The sequence below is a fragment of the Streptomyces sp. JK94 genome (assembly GCF_053613315.1).
Map to the genome: position 1 here is coordinate 78,425 of NZ_JBSICH010000004.1, position 17,075 is coordinate 95,499.

13 protein-coding genes, 1 tRNA gene and 1 pseudogene are annotated in these 17,075 nt (G+C 72.1%); 5 read left to right on the plus strand and 10 right to left on the minus strand.

Translation table 11 applies throughout. The features are described 5' to 3' along the window. Positions 1–23: 23 nt before the first annotated feature. From rho to ACVV2G_RS04175, 7 genes are all read right to left on the minus strand, one after another. On the minus strand, positions 24–2,126 hold the full coding sequence (rho, locus tag ACVV2G_RS04145) for a transcription termination factor Rho (protein ID WP_453841191.1): 2,103 nt from the start codon (positions 2,124–2,126) through the stop codon (positions 24–26). A gap of 411 nt (positions 2,127–2,537) precedes the next feature. Then, positions 2,538–3,467, minus strand: coding sequence for a homoserine kinase (gene thrB / locus ACVV2G_RS04150; RefSeq protein ID WP_453841192.1), 930 nt, complete (start codon positions 3,465–3,467; stop codon positions 2,538–2,540). Between the two features lie 318 nt (positions 3,468–3,785). Continuing rightward, complete coding sequence (gene thrC / locus ACVV2G_RS04155; RefSeq protein ID WP_453841193.1) at positions 3,786–4,844, minus strand: threonine synthase; 1,059 nt, start codon at positions 4,842–4,844, stop codon at positions 3,786–3,788. A gap of 6 nt (positions 4,845–4,850) precedes the next feature. Further along, the gene (locus ACVV2G_RS04160; protein WP_453841194.1) at positions 4,851–6,143 is read right to left on the minus strand and encodes a homoserine dehydrogenase; all 1,293 of its coding nucleotides are present in this window, start codon (positions 6,141–6,143) and stop codon (positions 4,851–4,853) included. Positions 6,144–6,295: 152 nt separating this feature from the next. Further along, the gene (lysA, locus tag ACVV2G_RS04165) at positions 6,296–7,687 is read right to left on the minus strand and encodes a diaminopimelate decarboxylase (RefSeq protein ID WP_453841195.1); all 1,392 of its coding nucleotides are present in this window, start codon (positions 7,685–7,687) and stop codon (positions 6,296–6,298) included. 18 nt (positions 7,688–7,705) lie between these two features. Beyond that, complete coding sequence (gene nrtL / locus ACVV2G_RS04170; RefSeq protein WP_453841196.1) at positions 7,706–8,860, minus strand: ArgS-related anticodon-binding protein NrtL; 1,155 nt, start codon at positions 8,858–8,860, stop codon at positions 7,706–7,708. Positions 8,861–9,273: 413 nt separating this feature from the next. Further along, entirely contained in the window at positions 9,274–9,738 is a 465-nt protein-coding gene (locus ACVV2G_RS04175) for a response regulator (RefSeq protein WP_453841197.1), read from the minus strand. 190 nt (positions 9,739–9,928) lie between these two features. Between ACVV2G_RS04175 and ACVV2G_RS04180 the strand changes: the two genes are divergently transcribed. Beyond that, positions 9,929–10,000: transfer RNA gene (locus ACVV2G_RS04180), tRNA-Arg, on the plus strand. 235 nt (positions 10,001–10,235) lie between these two features. Then, positions 10,236–11,028, plus strand: a pseudogene (locus ACVV2G_RS04185) (IS5 family transposase). 60 nt (positions 11,029–11,088) lie between these two features. Here the strand turns inward: ACVV2G_RS04185 and ACVV2G_RS04190 are convergent. Continuing rightward, complete coding sequence (locus tag ACVV2G_RS04190; protein ID WP_453841198.1) at positions 11,089–11,736, minus strand: DUF6518 family protein; 648 nt, start codon at positions 11,734–11,736, stop codon at positions 11,089–11,091. Positions 11,737–12,066: 330 nt separating this feature from the next. Between ACVV2G_RS04190 and ACVV2G_RS04195 the strand changes: the two genes are divergently transcribed. Further along, positions 12,067–12,246, plus strand: a complete 180-nt coding sequence (locus ACVV2G_RS04195; RefSeq protein ID WP_453841236.1) for a hypothetical protein — start codon at positions 12,067–12,069, stop codon at positions 12,244–12,246. A gap of 393 nt (positions 12,247–12,639) precedes the next feature. Here the strand turns inward: ACVV2G_RS04195 and ACVV2G_RS04200 are convergent, their stop codons facing one another. Next, positions 12,640–12,774 carry a hypothetical protein gene (locus tag ACVV2G_RS04200; protein ID WP_453841199.1) on the minus strand — a complete coding sequence of 45 codons (135 nt, stop codon included), beginning with the start codon at positions 12,772–12,774 and terminating at the stop codon, positions 12,640–12,642. Between the two features lie 326 nt (positions 12,775–13,100). On the opposite strand from ACVV2G_RS04200, the gene ACVV2G_RS04205 reads away from it, so the two are divergent. Beyond that, positions 13,101–13,349 carry a hypothetical protein gene (locus ACVV2G_RS04205; protein ID WP_453841200.1) on the plus strand — a complete coding sequence of 83 codons (249 nt, stop codon included), beginning with the start codon at positions 13,101–13,103 and terminating at the stop codon, positions 13,347–13,349. Positions 13,350–13,601: 252 nt separating this feature from the next. Here ACVV2G_RS04205 and ACVV2G_RS04210 read toward each other — a convergent pair whose 3' ends face one another. Further along, positions 13,602–15,455, minus strand: coding sequence for an FAD-dependent oxidoreductase (locus tag ACVV2G_RS04210; protein WP_453841201.1), 1,854 nt, complete (start codon positions 15,453–15,455; stop codon positions 13,602–13,604). 299 nt (positions 15,456–15,754) lie between these two features. Here ACVV2G_RS04210 and ACVV2G_RS04215 point away from each other — a divergent pair, with 299 nt between their 5' ends. Next, complete coding sequence (locus tag ACVV2G_RS04215; protein ID WP_453841202.1) at positions 15,755–17,008, plus strand: SchA/CurD-like domain-containing protein; 1,254 nt, start codon at positions 15,755–15,757, stop codon at positions 17,006–17,008. The last annotated feature ends 67 nt before the right edge of the window (positions 17,009–17,075 follow it).

Here is a 17,075-nt window from a genome sequence, read left to right on the forward strand (position 1 = left end):
GCCAGGAAACTCCGGGCGGCGACTCAGTCGCCGTTGCCCGGGGCGGGTGTCGTCTTCTGGATCTGCATCAGGAACTCGCCGTTCGACTTGGTCTGCTTCATCTTGTCGAGGAGCAGCTCGATCGCCTGCTGCTGGTCGAGGGCGTGCAGCACCCGGCGCAGCTTCCAGGTGACGGCTAGCTCCTCGCTGCCGAGCAGGATCTCCTCCTTGCGGGTGCCGGACGCGTCGACGTCCACCGCCGGGAAGATGCGCTTGTCGGCGAGCTTCCGGTCGAGCTTGAGCTCGGCGTTGCCGGTGCCCTTGAACTCCTCGAAGATGACCTCGTCCATGCGGGACCCGGTGTCCACCAGCGCGGTGGCGAGGATGGTCAGCGAGCCGCCGTCCTCGATGTTGCGGGCCGCACCGAAGAAGCGCTTCGGCGGGTACAGGGCGGTCGAGTCGACACCACCGGACAGGATGCGGCCGGAGGCCGGGGCGGCGAGGTTGTACGCACGGCCCAGACGCGTGATCGAGTCGAGCAGCACGACGACGTCGTGACCCAGCTCCACCAGGCGCTTGGCGCGCTCGATGGCCAGCTCGGCGACCGTGGTGTGGTCCTCGGCCGGGCGGTCGAAGGTCGAGGAGATGACCTCGCCCTTCACCGACCGCTGCATGTCGGTGACCTCTTCCGGACGCTCGTCGACGAGGACGACCATCAGGTGGCACTCGGGGTTGTTGTGCGTGATCGCGTTGGCGATCGCCTGCATGATCATGGTCTTGCCGGTCTTCGGCGGGGCCACGATCAGACCGCGCTGACCCTTGCCGATGGGCGCGACGAGGTCGATGATGCGGGTGGTGAGGACGCCGGGGTCCGTCTCCAGGCGGAGCCGGTCCTGCGGGTACAGCGGGGTCAGCTTGCCGAACTCCGGCCGCCCGCGGCCGTGTTCGGGCGCCATGCCGTTGACGGAGTCCAGGCGCACCAGCGCGTTGAACTTCTCGCGGCGCTCGCCCTCCTTGGGCTGGCGCACGGCACCGGTGATGTGGTCGCCCTTGCGCAGGCCGTTCTTGCGGACCTGGGCGAGGGAGACGTACACGTCGTTGGGGCCGGGCAGGTAGCCGGAGGTCCGGATGAACGCGTAGTTGTCGAGGATGTCGAGGATGCCGGCGACCGGGATGAGGACGTCGTCCTCGTTGATCTGCGGCTCCTGCACCTCGTCGCGTCCGCGGCGGCCACGGCGGTCCCGGTAGCGGCCGCGACGGCCGCGGCGGCCGCCCTCGAAGTCGTCGTCGTCCTGCTGCTGCTGCTGTTGACGGTCCTGGCGTCCGCCGCTCTGCTGCTGACGCTGCTGGCCGCCGCCCTGGTTCTGCTGGTCGTCGCCCTTGCCCCGGCGGTCGCGGTCACGTCCGCGCTCGCCCCGGTCGCGCTCGCCCCGGTCGCGGTCGCGCTCGCCCCGGTCGCGGCGGTCGCGACGGCGGCCCTCGCCGCCCTCGCCGTCGGAGCGGGCGTCGCCCTGGCCCTGCTGGTGGCCCTGCGACTGCTGCTGGGCCGACGACTCGGCCTTCGGCTCGTTGCGGGTCTCGACGGCCACGGTCTCGGTTCCGGCGGACGGAGCGCCCGCGTCGGCGGTGGCCCGGCGGCGACGGCGCTCGGAGGGGGCGTCGTCGGCGGGGGCACCGGCCTGGTCGGCCGAGGGCGAGACCTTGGGGGACGGCTGGCCGGGGATGTCGATCTGCTGCTGGGCGGCGGCCTTGTCGGCGGCCGTCCTGTCCGCCTTCTTCTCGGCCTTGCCGGCCTTCTCCGCCTTCTCGGCGGGGGCCTCGTCGCCCGTACGGGTCCGGGAGGTGCTGCGGCGCTTCGGCTTGGTCTCGCCGGCGGCGTCCGCGGCGGGCGCGGCCTTTGCGGGGGCTCCCCCGGCGGCCTGCGCCTCCTTGATGACCTCGATCAGCTGGCTCTTGCGCATCCGCGCGGTGCCCCTGATGCCGAGGCCGGATGCGACCTGCTGCAGCTCGGCCAGCACCATGCCCTCGAGGCCGGTACCGCGGCGCCGCCGGGAGCCGGCACCGGTGGCAGGCGCGGAGGCGTCCGTGGCGGGCGCGGCAGCGGTCTCCTCGACACGTGCGCCCATCAGATCGGTGGTGTCGCTCACGAAGGGTCCTTCCCTGGAGCGGACGTCGGCCTGTCTGGCTCGGCGACCGGTTGTGCTGTCCGGCTTCGGTCCTTGCTGTGTGAACCGTGCCGGGGCGGTGGTCCGCCTGAACGGCGGGAGAGATATCTGGTGATGGCGCGCCCCCTGGCCGTGGCACCCAGTGTCTGTGTCACGCGGCGTGGTCGCACCGGTTCCGAAGCGTGCCCGGCGGGCCGCTCAGTGTGCGTGTCGGCCGTACTGATCACGTACGACGTCCACCACACAATGCGGCTTGGGGGGCTCCCGGAAGAAAGTCTGTCCCGGACGGGGACACGAGGCACCTCGCCATGGTGGGGTCGGGTGCAGACTTGAGGTTAACACTACCGGATCCAACAAACATTCCCCCTCTCGAAATCCGGCAACCGCGCGCGTCTATATGTCACTGGAGGTCGCCAGAGGCAGGACGCTCGCGCCCTGCTGGTCCAGGCTCAGCCGGTTGGCCGCCCAGTCCGTGCCGGCCAGCGCCTCGACCTTGTCGGCCGTCCCGGCGTCGGCCAGTGCCATCACCGTGGGTCCGGCACCCGAGATCACCGCGGGCACACCGTCACCGCGCAGCCTCTCCACCAGCGCCGCGCTCTCCGGCATGGCCGGTGCGCGGTACTCCTGGTGCAGACGGTCCTCGGTGGCCGGCAGCAGCAGTTCGGGGCGCCTGGTCAGGGCCTCGACGAGCAGCGCGGCCCGGCCGGCGTTGGCGGCGGCGTCGACGTGCGGGACGGAGCGCGGGAGCAGCCCGCGCGCGGTCTCCGTCAGTACCGGCTTTCCGGGCACGAAAACCACCGGAACGATGGAATCGGCGGGGTCCATCCTGATCGCCCGGGCGGCGCCGGACTCCATCCAGGACAGGGTGAAGCCGCCCAGCAGACAGGCCGCCACGTTGTCGGGGTGGCCCTCGATCTCGGTGGCGAGTTCGAGCAGCGCGGCGTCGTCGAGCCGGGCCTCGCCGCCTATGGTCACCGCGCGCGCGGCGACGATGCCGGCGCAGATGGCGGCGGAGGAGGAGCCGAGGCCGCGGCCGTGCGGGATGCGGTTGGCGCAGACGATCTCCAGGCCCCGGGGCTGCCCGCCCAGGAGGTCGAAAGCGGTGCGCAGGGACCGGACGAGGAGGTGTTTCTCGTCGCGCGGCAGCGTCTCGCTGCCCTCACCCGCGATGTCGACGTGCAGCCCGGAGTCGGCCACCCGGACGACCACGTCGTCGTACAAGCCCAGCGCGAGGCCGAGGGCGTCGAAGCCCGGGCCGAGGTTGGCGCTGGTGGCGGGGACGCGCACCCTGACGGCGGCGGCGCGGAACGCTGGACCGGCCATCTCTCGATGACTCTCCTTGAGCTGCGTGACTGTCGAATGACATTCGATGACGTTCGGACCCCCGGGTCGGCCGCTGCCTGCCGAACGGCCGGCCTCCGCCGACCGCCGCCTCCCGACCGCGGAGACAGCGCGGCACCGCGGCATATGCGGCGGGCGGGTTCGGTACAGCCTATCGAAGGAAGGTTCTGTGGCGACATAGGGCGCACAGGAGGCGCACGATGCGTGTCGTAAGCCCCCTGTGCAACCCCCTGTGAAGGGCCTTCCCGGCCGGGCGTCGCTTACGCCCCCGCACGCGGGGCGCGTCCACCGGATGTGCGCTCAGACCAGGCCGAGGCGCTCGGCGGCGGTCGCCGCGTCGACCGGCACGGTGACCGGCTGCGGGGCGCCGGCGACGGCCCAGTCCGGGTCCTTGAGCCCGTTGCCGGTGACGGTGCACACGATGCGCTGCCCCGGGTCGACCTTGCCCTGCTCGGCGGCCTTCAGCAGACCGGCCACAGACGCGGCGGAGGCGGGCTCGACGAAGACGCCCTCCTGCGACGCCAACAGCCGGTAGGCGCGCAGGATCTCACGGTCCGTCACCTCGTCGATGGCGCCGCCGGACTCGTCCCGCGCGGCGAGCGCGAAGTTCCACGAGGCCGGGTTGCCGATGCGGATGGCGGTGGCGATGGTCGAGGGGTCCTTGACGACCTCGCCGCGCACGATCGGGGCGCTGCCGGAGGCCTGGAACCCCCACATGCGCGGCGTCCTGGTCGCGATCCGGTCGGCGGCGTACTCCTGGTACCCCCTCCAGTACGCGGTGATGTTGCCCGCGTTGCCGACCGGGAGGACGTGGACGTCGGGCGCGTCGCCGAGCATGTCGACGACCTCGAAGGCGGCCGTCTTCTGGCCCTCGATGCGCACCGGGTTGACCGAATTGACCAGCGCCACGGGGTAGTTGTCGCTCAGCGCGCGGGCCAGCGTGAGGCAGTCGTCGAAGTTGCCGTCGACCTGGAGGATCTTCGCGCCGTGCACGAGCGCCTGGCCCATCTTGCCGAGCGCGATCTTGCCCTGCGGCACGAGGACGGCGGAGACCATCCCGGCCCGGACGCCGTACGCGGCGGCGGAGGCGGAGGTGTTGCCGGTGGACGCGCAGATGACGGCCTGCGCGCCCTCCTCCTTGGCCTTGCTGATGGCCATGGTCATACCGCGGTCCTTGAAGGACCCGGTCGGATTCGCCCCCTCGACCTTGAGGTGGACCTCGCAGCCCGTGCGCTCGGAGAGCACCTGCGCGGGCACGAGCGGCGTGCCGCCCTCACGGAGCGTCACGACGGGCGTGCTGTCGGAGACGGGCAACCTGTCCCGGTACTCCTCGATGATTCCGCGCCACTGGTGGGTCATTGCTGGTTACTCTCCTTCAACCCGCATGATGCTGGCGACACCCCGCACGGTGTCGAGCTTGCGCAGCGCCTCGACCGTACCGCCGAGGGCGGCGTCGGACGCGCGGTGGGTGACGACGACGAGGGAGGCCTCGCCGTCCTTGCCGGACTGCCGCACGGTGTCGATGGAGACACCGTGCTCCGCGAACACGGTCGCGACCTGGGCGAGTACGCCCGGTTTGTCGGCCACGTCGAGGCTGATGTGGTAGCGCGTGACGACGTCGCCCATCGGCGACACGGGCAGCGCGGCGTAGGCGGACTCGCCGGGGCCGGTGGCGCCGCCGAGCCGGTTGCGGCAGACGGCGACGAGGTCGCCGAGCACGGCGGACGCGGTCGGCGACCCGCCGGCGCCGGGCCCGTAGAACATGAGCTGCCCGGCGGCGTCGGACTCCACGAAGACGGCGTTGTAGGCGCCGCGCACGTTCGCCAGCGGATGGCTGAGCGGGATCATGGCGGGATGCACGCGCGCCGTGACCGAGGCGCCGTCGGCGGCCCGCTCGCAGATGGCGAGCAGCTTGATGGTGCAGCCCATCTCCTGGGCGGAGGCGAAGTCGGCGGCGGTGACCTCGGTCATGCCCTCGCGGTGGACGTCGTCGAGGCGCACGCGCGTGTGGAAGGCGATCCCGGCGAGGATGGCGGCCTTGGCGGCGGCGTCGAACCCCTCGACGTCGGCGGTCGGGTCGGCTTCCGCGTACCCGAGGGCGGTGGCCTCGTCGAGGGCCTCCTGGTACCCGGCGCCGGTGGTGTCCATGGCGTCCAGGATGAAGTTGGTCGTTCCGTTGACGATGCCGAGCACCCGGTTGACCTTGTCACCGGCGAGGGATTCGCGCAGCGGCCGGATCAGCGGGATGGCGCCGGCGACGGCGGCCTCGTAGTACAGGTCCTTGTCGTGCTCGTCGGCGGCGGCGTGCAGGGCGGCGCCGTCCTGGGCGAGGAGCGCCTTGTTGGCGGACACGACGGAGGCGCCGTGCTCGAAGGCGGTGGTGATGAGCGTCCGGGCGGGCTCGATGCCGCCGATGACCTCGACGACGACGTCGATGTCCCCGCGCTTGACGAGGGCGGTGGCGTCGGTGGTGACGAGGGCGGGGTCGATGCCCTCGCGCACCCGGTCGGGCCGCCGTACGGCGACGCCCGCCAGCTCCACGGGGGCCCCGATCCGGGCGGCGAGGTCGTCGGCGTGCGTCGTCATGATGCGCGCCACCTCTGAGCCGACCACTCCACAGCCCAGCAGCGCCACCTTCAGCGGACGCGTACGCATCATCCGACCTCGTTTCCTCATACCGTCTACGGTGGAACCAGTCTCACGCACCGGACGGGATTTTCCGCCTTTCGTCCGGATCGTGAGACGTTTATTTCATTTTCGGGGGGCGGAGGACGAAAGATCTTCTGTCCCCGCGCGTGACCTGCCGCAACTCATCCGACGTCCAGGCGCAGCAGGTCCTCCTCGGTCTCCCTGCGCACGATGACCCGCGCCTCGCCGTCCCGTACGGCGACGACGGGCGGGCGCAGTACGTGGTTGTAGTTGCTGGCCATGGAACGGCAGTACGCCCCGGTCGCGGGGACGGCGATGAGGTCGCCGGGGGCCAGGTCGCCCGGCAGGAAGGCGTCCTTCACCACGATGTCACCGCTCTCGCAGTGCTTGCCGACGACCCGCGCGAGCACGGGCCCGGCGTCGGAGGTGCGGGAGACGAGGGCGACGCTGTACTCGGCGTCGTAGAGGGCGGTGCGGATGTTGTCCGACATGCCGCCGTCGACGGAGACGTACGTCCGCAGCCCGTCGAGGGGCTTGACGGTACCGACCTCGTAGAGCGTGAAGGCGGTGGGTCCGACGATCGCGCGTCCGGGCTCGACGGAGATGCGCGGCGTGCGCAGCCTCGCGCCCTCGCACTCCCGGGTGACGATCTCGGTCAGCGCCTTGGCGATCTCGTGCGGCTCGCGGGGGTCGTCGTCGCTCGTGTACGCGATCCCGAGCCCGCCCCCGAGGTCGATCTCGGGCAGCTCGACCCCGTGCTCGTCGCGGATGTCCTTGAGGAGCCCGACGACCCGGTGGGCGGCGACCTCGAACCCCGACATGTCGAAGATCTGCGACCCGATGTGCGAGTGGATGCCGATGACCTCGAGCCCGTCGAGCTGCAGGGCCCGCCGTACGGCTTCCGCCGCCTGTCCCCCGGCCAGCGGGATCCCGAACTTCTGGTCCTCGTGGGCGGTGGCGATGAACTCGTGCGTGTGCGCCTCGACCCCGACGGTGATGCGGATCTGCACCCGCTGCCGGACGCCGAGGGCCTGGGCGGTGTGGGCGACCCGCACGATCTCCTGGAAGGAGTCGAGCACGATCCGCCCCACTCCCGCGCGCACGGCCCGCTCGATCTCCTCCGGCGACTTGTTGTTGCCGTGGAAGGCGATGCGTTCGGCGGGCATCCCGGCGGAGAGCGCGGTGGCCAGCTCACCCCCCGAGCACACGTCGAGGTTCAGCCCCTCCTCGTCCAGCCACCGCACGACGGCACGGGACAGGAAGGCCTTGCCCGCGTAGAAGACGTCGGCGTCCGCCCCGAAGGCGGTGCGCCAGGCCCGCGCCCGGGCCCGGAAGTCGGCCTCGTCGAGGACGTAGGCGGGGGTGCCGTACTCCTCGGCGAGCCGCGTGACGGTCATCCCGCCGACGGTGACCACACCGTCCGCGTCCCGCTCGACGGTGTGGGCCCAGACCTTGGGGTCGAGGGCGTTGAGGTCGGCGGGCGGAGCGGAGTAGTGCCCTTCGGTCAGGACGTCGGCGTGACGGGGCCCGGCGGGGTGTGCGGAACGGCTCATGGCGTCTTCCGTGCTCTCTCAGAGATGGTCGGGTGCGTCGATACCGAGGAGGGACAGGCCGCCGGCCAGCACCGCCCCGACGGCTTCGGCGAGCGCCAGCCGGGCACGGTGGGCGGCCGAGGGTTTCTCCCCGCCGCGCGGCAGCACGGTGGGCAGGAAGGGCAGCGCGGCGTCGGCGACGGTGACGAGGTGCCGGGCGAGCCGGTCGGGGGCGCGGTGTGCCGCGGCGGCGGCGAGGACGCGGGGGTGGTCGGCGAGGGCGGTGAGGAGTTCCTGCGCGTCCGCGACGGGACCGGGGACGGCGGCGAAGCCGAGATCGGCGGCGTTGCGGGCGGCGGCGCGGGAGCGGGCGTGGGCGTACCGCACCCGGAAGAGGGGGTTGCCCTCGCGCTGGGCGAGGTGCTCGTCGCCGGTCCGGGGCCGGTCGTGGGCGGCGGGGTGGAGCAGCGCCCAGCGGGCGGCGTCACGGCCGAGGGGCAGGGGGTCCGCCGGGGCGGGAACGGGACGGACGTTCACCGGCGGGTCGGCGGGCACCGGACCGGCCGCGTCGACGCGCACACCGAGGATCGCGGTCCACTCGGGGCGGACGGCCTCCGCGGTGACCCGCACGAGCACGCCCTGGGACCGCAGGAGACGGCCGGCCGCTTCGGCGACGACGACGGCGCGCACCTCGCCGGGGCAGTGCAGCCGCACGAGGGGGCCGCCGGATCCGGCGGGATCGTCGGACCCGGCGGGATCGTCGGACCCGGCGGGATCGTCGGACCCGGCGGGATCGTCGGACCCGGCGGGATCGTCGGACCCGGCGGGATCGTCGGACCCGGCGGGATCGTCGGCGTACCCGTACCGCGTCCCGCGCCGCAGGATCTCCTCGACGAGGCCGGCGGGAGCGGCACCGTGCAGACTGATGTTGAGGAACCCGGGCCCGGTGAGTACCACGTCCGTGATGCCGTCGGCGTCGACGAGGTACGGCCGCAGCACCTCGGCGACCCGAAGCGGCGGCTGCCCGGCCGGCCGGGCGAGCTGCAGGGCGATGGTGGTCGCGTAGTCACCGCACCCGCCGGGCCCCGGCGGGGTGACCACGGCCCGCTCCGGAACACTCACGGTCAGCTCACCCGCGTCGACGGCGCGACGCACCGCGTGCAGCACGGTACGGGAGAGCTCTACGGGGGTCACGGGTCAAGCGTAGGGGAGGAAGGGGGTGGGTAGGCGAGCCGGTTCGGGCCTGGTCCCGGGATGTGGACGCGGCGCACGGGGTGGCACGGTCTGCGCAGGAAGCCGGGGGCATGAGGGGCCGTACCTCTGCGCGAGAGGCCGGACGGCTCGAAGGGCCGTACCCCTGCGCGAGCCGGACAGCAGGAGGGCACCGCCTTGTGCGAAGCCGGACGGCACGAGGGCACCGCCCTTGCGCGAAGCCGGACGGCACGAAGGAAACCGCCCTTGCAGGAAACCCGAACCTGACCGGCGGCAGCCCCGCCCGAAACCCGATCCGACCGGTGCCGACCCCTGCGCAGAGCCCATCTGCCCGGCCGCTGCCCCCTACGGCACCGCGCGATATCGAGCGACACCGCGCGACACCGCGCGTGCAGTCACCCGGCCGGCTCGGCCCGGGCGGCCGCTTCGCTCTCCTCTGCCACGCCGAACACCGCCCGCAGCGCGGCCCCGTCTCCCCGGGCCGCCTTCGCTTCGACCAGCTGCCGTACGAGCGCGACGAGCTCGGCGGGTTCGAAGGGCTTGGGCAGGAAGGCGTCGGCACCGGCATCGAACCCGGCGTCGATCTCGGACTGCGTGCAGGCACTGACGATGGCGATCGGAAGGTCACGCGTGCGCGGGTCGGCACGCAGCCGGGCGGCGGTCCTCACCCCGTCCAACCGAGGCATGACCACGTCCAGCGTGACGGCGTCGGGCCGCACCTGATGGACGACATCAAGACACTCGGCACCATCGGCCGCGGTCACGACCTCGAAGCCCTCCAGCTCGAGATTGACCCTGATCAACTGCCGGATGACCTTGTTGTCGTCCACAACAAGAACCCGGCCAGACGCCCTAGGCACCACTCGAGAGTAGGTCCGGACCGGCCACCGCGTCCGGGTTTTCCCCACTTCCACCCCCTGCGGGCGACAACGCCCCCGTGACCGGGGCCCCGGGGAGGCGGCACGACCCGCTAAACCCGTTCATGAACACCCCGGGGGAGCTGGTAGTGTTCTACCCGTCGCCGCGAGCAACACCGAACGCGACCGACACGCCCCCGTAGCTCAGGGGATAGAGCAACGGCCTCCGGAGCCGTGTGCGCAGGTTCGAATCCTGCCGGGGGCACCTTGTAGTAGGTGCCCAAAGACCCCGTCACCAGCGGAAACGCTGAGGCCGGGGTCTTCGCGTATATCCAGGCGTGTGCGGCCCCCGGTGCGGCCGCATGTCGGGGTCGGTGGACTATTCGTGGGCCGGCGACGGGCGGCAAACGCCGGGGCCGGCCAGCGTTTCTCGCGTCATGGTTCGAGCCTCCACTAGGCCCTGTCGTCAAATGTTATAGGTGGTGGATCATGGTGTCGTGATACGTCGTCATGAACTGTCGGATGCTGAGTGGGAGTTCGTCCGGCCGCTGCTGCCCGTGTCGTTGCGGGGGCGGAAGCGGCTGGATGACCGCAGGGTTCTGAACGGGATCGTGTGGAAGTTCCGGACCGGGACGGCCTGGCGGGATGTGCCCGACCGCTACGGTTCGTGGGCCACGCTGCATACGCGTTTTCGCAGGTGGGCGGCGGACGGGACGTTCGACCGGATGCTGCGGGCCGCGCAGGCGAAGGCGGATGCGGCGGGCGGCACCGAGTGGCTGGTGTCGGTCGATTCCACGATCGTCCGGGCCCACCAGCATGCGGCCGGGGGCCCGAAAAGAGGGCTCCGCGACCCGGCCCTCGGCCGGTCCAGAGGTGGCCTGACCAGCAAGATTCACCTGGCGTGTGACGGTCGGGGCCGGCCTCTCGCTTTCGTCGTCACGGGCGGCAACACCAACGACTGCACCCGGTTCACCACCGTGATGGACGCGATCAGGGTGCCCCGGATCGGACCGGGACGGCCCCGCACCCGGCCCGATCACGTCCTGGGCGACAAGGGCTACAGCTCGAGGGCAAATTCCCGAGCGGGCTGACCAGGTCAACAACCGGGCCCGGCGAGGTCGCCACGGTGGCCGCCCGCCGACCTTCGACCGTGAAGCCTACAAGCACCGCAACGTCGTGGAACGGTGCTTCAACCGCCTAAAGCAGTGGCGCGGCATCGCCACCCGCTACGACAAGACCGCCCAGTCCTACGAAGCGGCCGTCACCCTCGCCTCACTCCTGACGTGGGCCTGATATTGCATGACAAGCCTAGTGGCCGTCGCTGACAGCCGTGCCCCTACCCGGCGGGCCGACTCAGCCGGACACCGCGTCCAGGAGGCCATAGAGGATCTGATAGGTGGCGAAGGACGCGGGGATCGCCACAGCGAGGCTCAGACCGCGTTCCTTCCAGGTCCGCCCCAACAGCAGCGGAAGACCGCAGGCGAGAGCACCGCAGACCACCGCCTGCGGTAGGTACCCCAGGCCGAGCCAGTAGTGGAGGCCTTCACTGCCGAAAAGGCCGCCGAGTGCGCCGAGCGCCACGTAGCGCAGCCAGGGTCGAGTACCGCGTCTCGACCACGCGCCCGCGACGCCGAACAGCGGTCCCGCGACGCACGCCATCGCGAGCCAGAGCAGTGGAAATGTGAGCGAGCCCATTCCGTCCCGCCCGAACTCGGCGTACCCGTAGTAGCCGACGACGAGGCCGATCTCCGCCAGGGCTCCGGCTGCCGCCGGAAGGCGATGGCCGTCGGTGCGGTGTGCGAGGGAGGCGCCCGCGGCAAACGCGAACATCGTCCACACCGCACCGGAGTTCGCCAAGTTGTTCCACGCCCCGGGCAGCCAGCCCTGCGCCAGGTTCGTCAGGATGCCCCCGACGAGCCCTGCGCCGAGGCATAGAACAGCCGTGCCCGGGGCGTTCTTCAAGCGCAGGCGGGGTGAAACGATCGAATCGGTAGCAGCCACGCCCCGACTATACACAGAGTATATACACCTGGTTTATAGGCGCGGTTTATAGCTGGACGTAGGTCATCGCTCGGGCGATTGACACCACTCACCGAGATCCGGTCAGGCGGGGGCGCAACCAGCCAGCTGGCGACGAGGCCGAGGATTTCGGGACGACGGGCTTGCACAGCAGGCGACGATAGGCGAGGAGCGAGGCATCGGCGGAGGTGCGGCCCAGAAGGAGAGTGAGACCGCGGGCCGGTGGATCTCGACTCCACCCCCCGGCAAGGCCCTCTCGCTTTCGTCGTCACGGGCGGCAACTCCAACGACTGCACCCGGTTCACCACCGTGATGGAAAGGGTCCGGGTGCCCCGGACAGGACCGGGACGGCCCCTCACCCGGCCTGATCACATCCTGAGCGACAAGGGCTACCGCTCAAAGGCGATCCGCGCCTGGCTCCGCCGTCGGGCATACCGCACACAATCCCCGAGCGTTCCGACGAAGCGGCCGTCACCCTCGCCTCACTCCTGATGCGGGCGTGACATTTGACGACAGACCCTAGCGACCGTTGCACGTCGTCCACCAGGTCCCGGAGGCGTCCGGGCTGCACGCCCTCGTGTTCCATCCACTCGTCGAAGCGTGGACGCAAGTGCCGCACCACGCCCGTCCCGTGGCGACGCAGCACCGAGCGATTGACCGAGATCTCTTCCTGCACCTCTCTCCGAAGATCATCGGTCCAGCCCTGCACCCGGTCCTCCTCGCCCAGAGAAGCCTTCAGAGCAGCCACCGCTTCGTCGAGGACCACGAGCAGACCCATGGCGTCTCCCTGAGATCACAAGGTGCACTGCACCGGTTCCTGTCGGCCCTTGAACGGCGAAAACCCCCGGACAAGTCCGGGGGCTCGAAGCCTGGCACCGTACGGGATCACTCGTACCCGCGCAACAACTCCTCGGCCTTGCGGCCGGCAGTCTCCTGCCGTTCGATGCACTTGGCGCAGCGGCTCAGCAGGACCTCCGCGCTGTTGCCCGCACGTTCGGTCCTCTGTCGGATCCACCCCACGGTTGAAAGCCGGAGCAGCGTGGTCAAGTCGCTGGTCGGCCGTGGTGCCAGGTGTGGAGAGGCGGACTCCGTCCCACTGAGTCCGGCTGAGTCCGGCTGAGTCCGGCTGAGTCCGGCTTTTCGTTGTCACCGATCACGGGCTCGGGGGCGGCCTCCCCGTTGCCTGGGCATGTCCGCCTGGTTCGTCAGTGCGGGCGGCCGGCTTGGGCGGGTCCGGCGCGGTGAGGGCAGCGGGGGCCGGGGCGAAGGTGCTGGGAACCGTCGGGTCGGTGGTGACGCGCAGGTCGGGCACGTGGGTCCTTCCCGGCGCGGGGTAGACGAGTGGGATGACGGAGCGTCAGCGGTCGGGTGATGAGGCAGCGCCCTCGTGGCGACGGCGCCGGGTGGTGCGTCTGCTGGCGTTGCCGGTTTACGTGGTTGCCGTGGCCGGGCTTGCGGCCGTGTTCTGGCATGAGGTCAGGGGTAAGTCGTGGGACGACTCGCTGTCGTTCGCGCTGACCGTCACGGGGGCTTCGATCGGCGGCCAGTGGATAGCCGCGTCCATCCTGCGGAGGGCCGGTCGCGGCGACGGCTGAGGGTCGGCCGTGAACGTGGTCGGGGGCACGACGTGGCCTCGCGTACGCCGTCCGGCCCGCGCCACCCAGCACCCAGCACCCAGCACCCAGCACCCAGCACCCAGCACCCAGCACCGGTGGAGTGTCCGCCTCGCCCGGGTTTTCGGGTCACTCCCGGGACACGTGAGGGGACCACTCCCCGGTTGCTTTCGGGCGGGACGCCGGCAAGTGGGCGGGGAGTGGTCCGCGGGGTCCGGGACGGGACGGGGTACTTCACGCGAGGGCCAGTACCGCCTTCACGACCTGGCGCAGCATCGCCTCCGGGTCCGGGGCCGGGCCCGGGGAGCGCCACGCCACGAAACCGTCGGGACGGACCAGGACCGCGCCGTCGCGCGCCACTCCGTGGGCCCTCGCCCAGTCGCTGTCCTCGTCGTCCGGGGTCAGGTCGGCCTCCGGGGTGCCGCCCACGCGGTACGACGTCAGCGGGACCCGCAGGTCGGACGCTAGGCGGGTCGCCGCCTCGTGCCAGCCGGTGGGCCGGGCCGCGTCGCTGAGCAGGACCAGGGAGTCCTCGTAGAGGTCCAGGGTGGAGACGCGGGCGCCGTCGTCGCCCCGCCGGAGCCAGAGGTGGGGGGCCCTGCTGCCGGGGGCGCCGGTGAGGTCGAGGCCCTCCGGGACCACCGGGGTCGCCGGGTCGGCGCCGACCACCGCGCCCTGGGGGTAGCGGTAGCCGAGGGCGACGTTGAGGATGCCGCGCTGCGGGCCGCCACCGGGACCGGCGCCGGCGTGTCCGCTTCCGACACCTTCGGCAGCATGTCCGCTTCCGGAGCCGGCGCCAGCAGGTCCGCCTCCGGGACCGGCGCCGGCACGTCCGTTTCCGACAGCGGCGGCAGCGCCTCCTCCGTATCCGGGAGCGGCGGCCGGGTCTCGGTCGGGGGCTCCTCCCGGCATCGGCGGTGGTGCGAAGCCCGGGTGGCTGTGTTCCACCGAGCGGGCGGCGGCCCGGGCGCTGGTGGCCTCCGCGACCGGGCGGCGTTCCGCGTCGTAGGTGTCCAGGAGGCCTTCGCCCGCCCAGCCCTGCAGGACCGCGGCCAGTTTCCAGGCGAGGTTGTGGGCGTCCTGGATGCCGGTGTTGGAGCCGAAGGCGCCGGTGGGGGACATCTCGTGGGCGGAGTCGCCGGCGAGGAGGACGCGGCCCGAGCGGTAGCTGCGGGCGACGCGCTGGGCGGCGTGCCAGGGGGCCTTGCCGGTGATCTCGACGTCGAGGTCCGGTTCGCCGATCGCGCGGCGGATGTGGGCGGCGCAGCGCTCGTCGGTGAAGTCCTCCACGGTCTCGCCCCGTTCGGGGTGCCAGGGGGCGTGGAAGACCCACTTCTCCCGGTTGTCGACCGGGAGGAGGGCGCCGTCGGCGTCCTCGCTGGTCAGGTAGCAGACGATGAAGCGGCGGTCGCCCACGACGTCGGCGAGGCGGCGGGAGCGGAAGGTGATGCTGACGTTGTGGAAGAGGTCGCCGGGGCCGCTCTGGCCGATGCCGAGCTGCTCGCGGACGGGGCTGCGGGGGCCGTCGGCGGCGACCAGGTAGTCCGCGCGGACGGTCGTGTGCTCGCCGGTCTCCCGGCTCTTGACGATCGCGGTGACGCCCTCGGCGTCGGTCTCGAACGACAGCAGTTCCGTGCCGAAGCGGAGCTCGCCGCCGAGGTTCGTGGCGTGGGTGAGCAGTTCGGGTTCCAGGTCGTTCTGGCTGCACAGGCACCAGGAGCTGGGGCTGAGGCGGGCCAGTCCGCCTCCCGCGTCGATCCGCCGGAACAGCCACTCCCCCGCGTCGCCGACCAGGGTGGGCGTCTGCAGGATGCCGTGGTTGTCGGCCAGGGTGGCGGCGGCCTTCCGGATGTCCGGTTCGGTGCCCGACACCCGGAAGAGTTCCATCGTGCGGACGTTGTTGCCGCGACCGCGGGGGTGGATGGAGGTGCCGGCGTGGCGCTCCACCAGGGTGTGCCGGACGCCGAGGCGCCCCAGGAACACCGAGGCCGACAGGCCCACCAGGGATCCGCCGACGATGAGGACCGGGACGCGGTGGACTCCGTCCTCGGGGGTGGCTGCGCCGGTCCGGCCGGCTCTTGCGTTCATAGTTCGTCCTCCGTTGTGACGGACGTCGTCCTCGGAACCTCGTCCTCGGGATGTCGGACCGTCGTGGCGTGGCTCGGCCCGCGGCAGGTGTGCGCCGGGGCCCTCATGCATGCCCCGTACGGCCCGGTGGGGCCCGCGGCGGCTCAGGCTTCACCCGCTTAACCCGCCTGGTTCGCGGTCCTCGCGGGCACGGCCCACGATCGTGCTTACTGCGACCGCCGCGCCCCGCCACCACGGTGCGCGCCGCGACGATCGCGCCCCCAGTCCACGACGAGATTCCCGGAGAAGAGGTGGGCCGGATGACGGTCTCTCCCGTCGTAGCGACGGACGCCGTGTCGGCGGATGCCCTGTCCACGCGGGCCACGGCGGCACCGGCCGCCGTGACGGACGCGGGCGGCGTGTCGATATCCGCGTTCGACGGAGCCCGTGTGCGGGTGGTCCTGATGCTGGACATCCACGACGGAATGCAGCAGGAGTTCCTGGACGCCTACGAGCGCATCCGCGACCGGGTCGCCTCCGTCCCGGGACACGTCAGCGACCAGCTGTGCCAGTCCCTGGAGAACCCCACCCAGTGGCTGCTGACCAGCGAGTGGGAGAGCGCGGCCCCGTTCCTCGCCTGGGTCAACAGCGAGGAGCACCTGGACACGGTCGAGCCGTTGCAGGACTGCGTACGCGACACCCGCTCGCTGCGCTACAGCGTGCTGCGGGAGACCGTGGGCGAGGCCCCGTCCGCCGCGGCCGGTGAGCCGCTGCGGTCCGCTCCCCGCATCGGGGGCAACGTGGTCCGGCACGCCCTGACCTTCACCGTGCGGCCCGGCAGCGAGGACGAGGTCGCCCGGCTGCTGTCCGAGTACGTGTCGCCCGAGCCCCGGGTCGACGACTCGACCCGGCTGCTGCGCACCTCGCTCTTCCTGCACGGGAACCGGGTGGTGCGGGCCGTGGAGGTGCGGGGCGACCTGCAGGCGGCGCTGCGCCATGTCGCCCGGCAGCCCGGGGTGCGGGCCGTGGAGGAGGCCCTCGACCCGCATCTGGAGCAGGACCGGGACCTGCGCGACCCGCAGTCCGCCCGGCGCTTCTTCACCCGTGCCGCCATGCCGGCCGTCCACCACGTGACGTCGGCCGGCCGAGCCGGCGGAGCCAAGGGGGCCGACGGGACCGGTGCGCACACGCGGCGGCTCGCGCTGCTCTACCCGGTCCGCCCCGGCGCGGGTCCGGAACTGGCCCGGCTGCTGGCCCGCCAGGACACGTCCGTGGCCCACGCCCCGGAGAACCCGGTCCGGGCCGCCACCGTCTTCCACCGCGACGACCTCGTCGTACGGCTCGTCGACGTGGACGGCGACCCGGAGGAGGCGCCCGCGTTCGTCCTGGGCCTGCACGGGTCGGCAGGCGGCGACGGGGGCGGCGGGCCCGCCGCGGTCGCCGTGGCACAGCGGCTGCTGGACACCGCGGCCATCGGCGTCGACGGCCTCCTGACGGAGGACCGCACGCTGTCCCTGCTCCTGGCCCGGGCCCGTATGACGCCCCTGACCGACCGGCGTTCGCCCGCCTCCTGACCCCCGCCCGCGATCCACGCGTCCCGCGCGCCCCCACCGCGCGGGCGGGCCGGGCCCGACGGCGCGC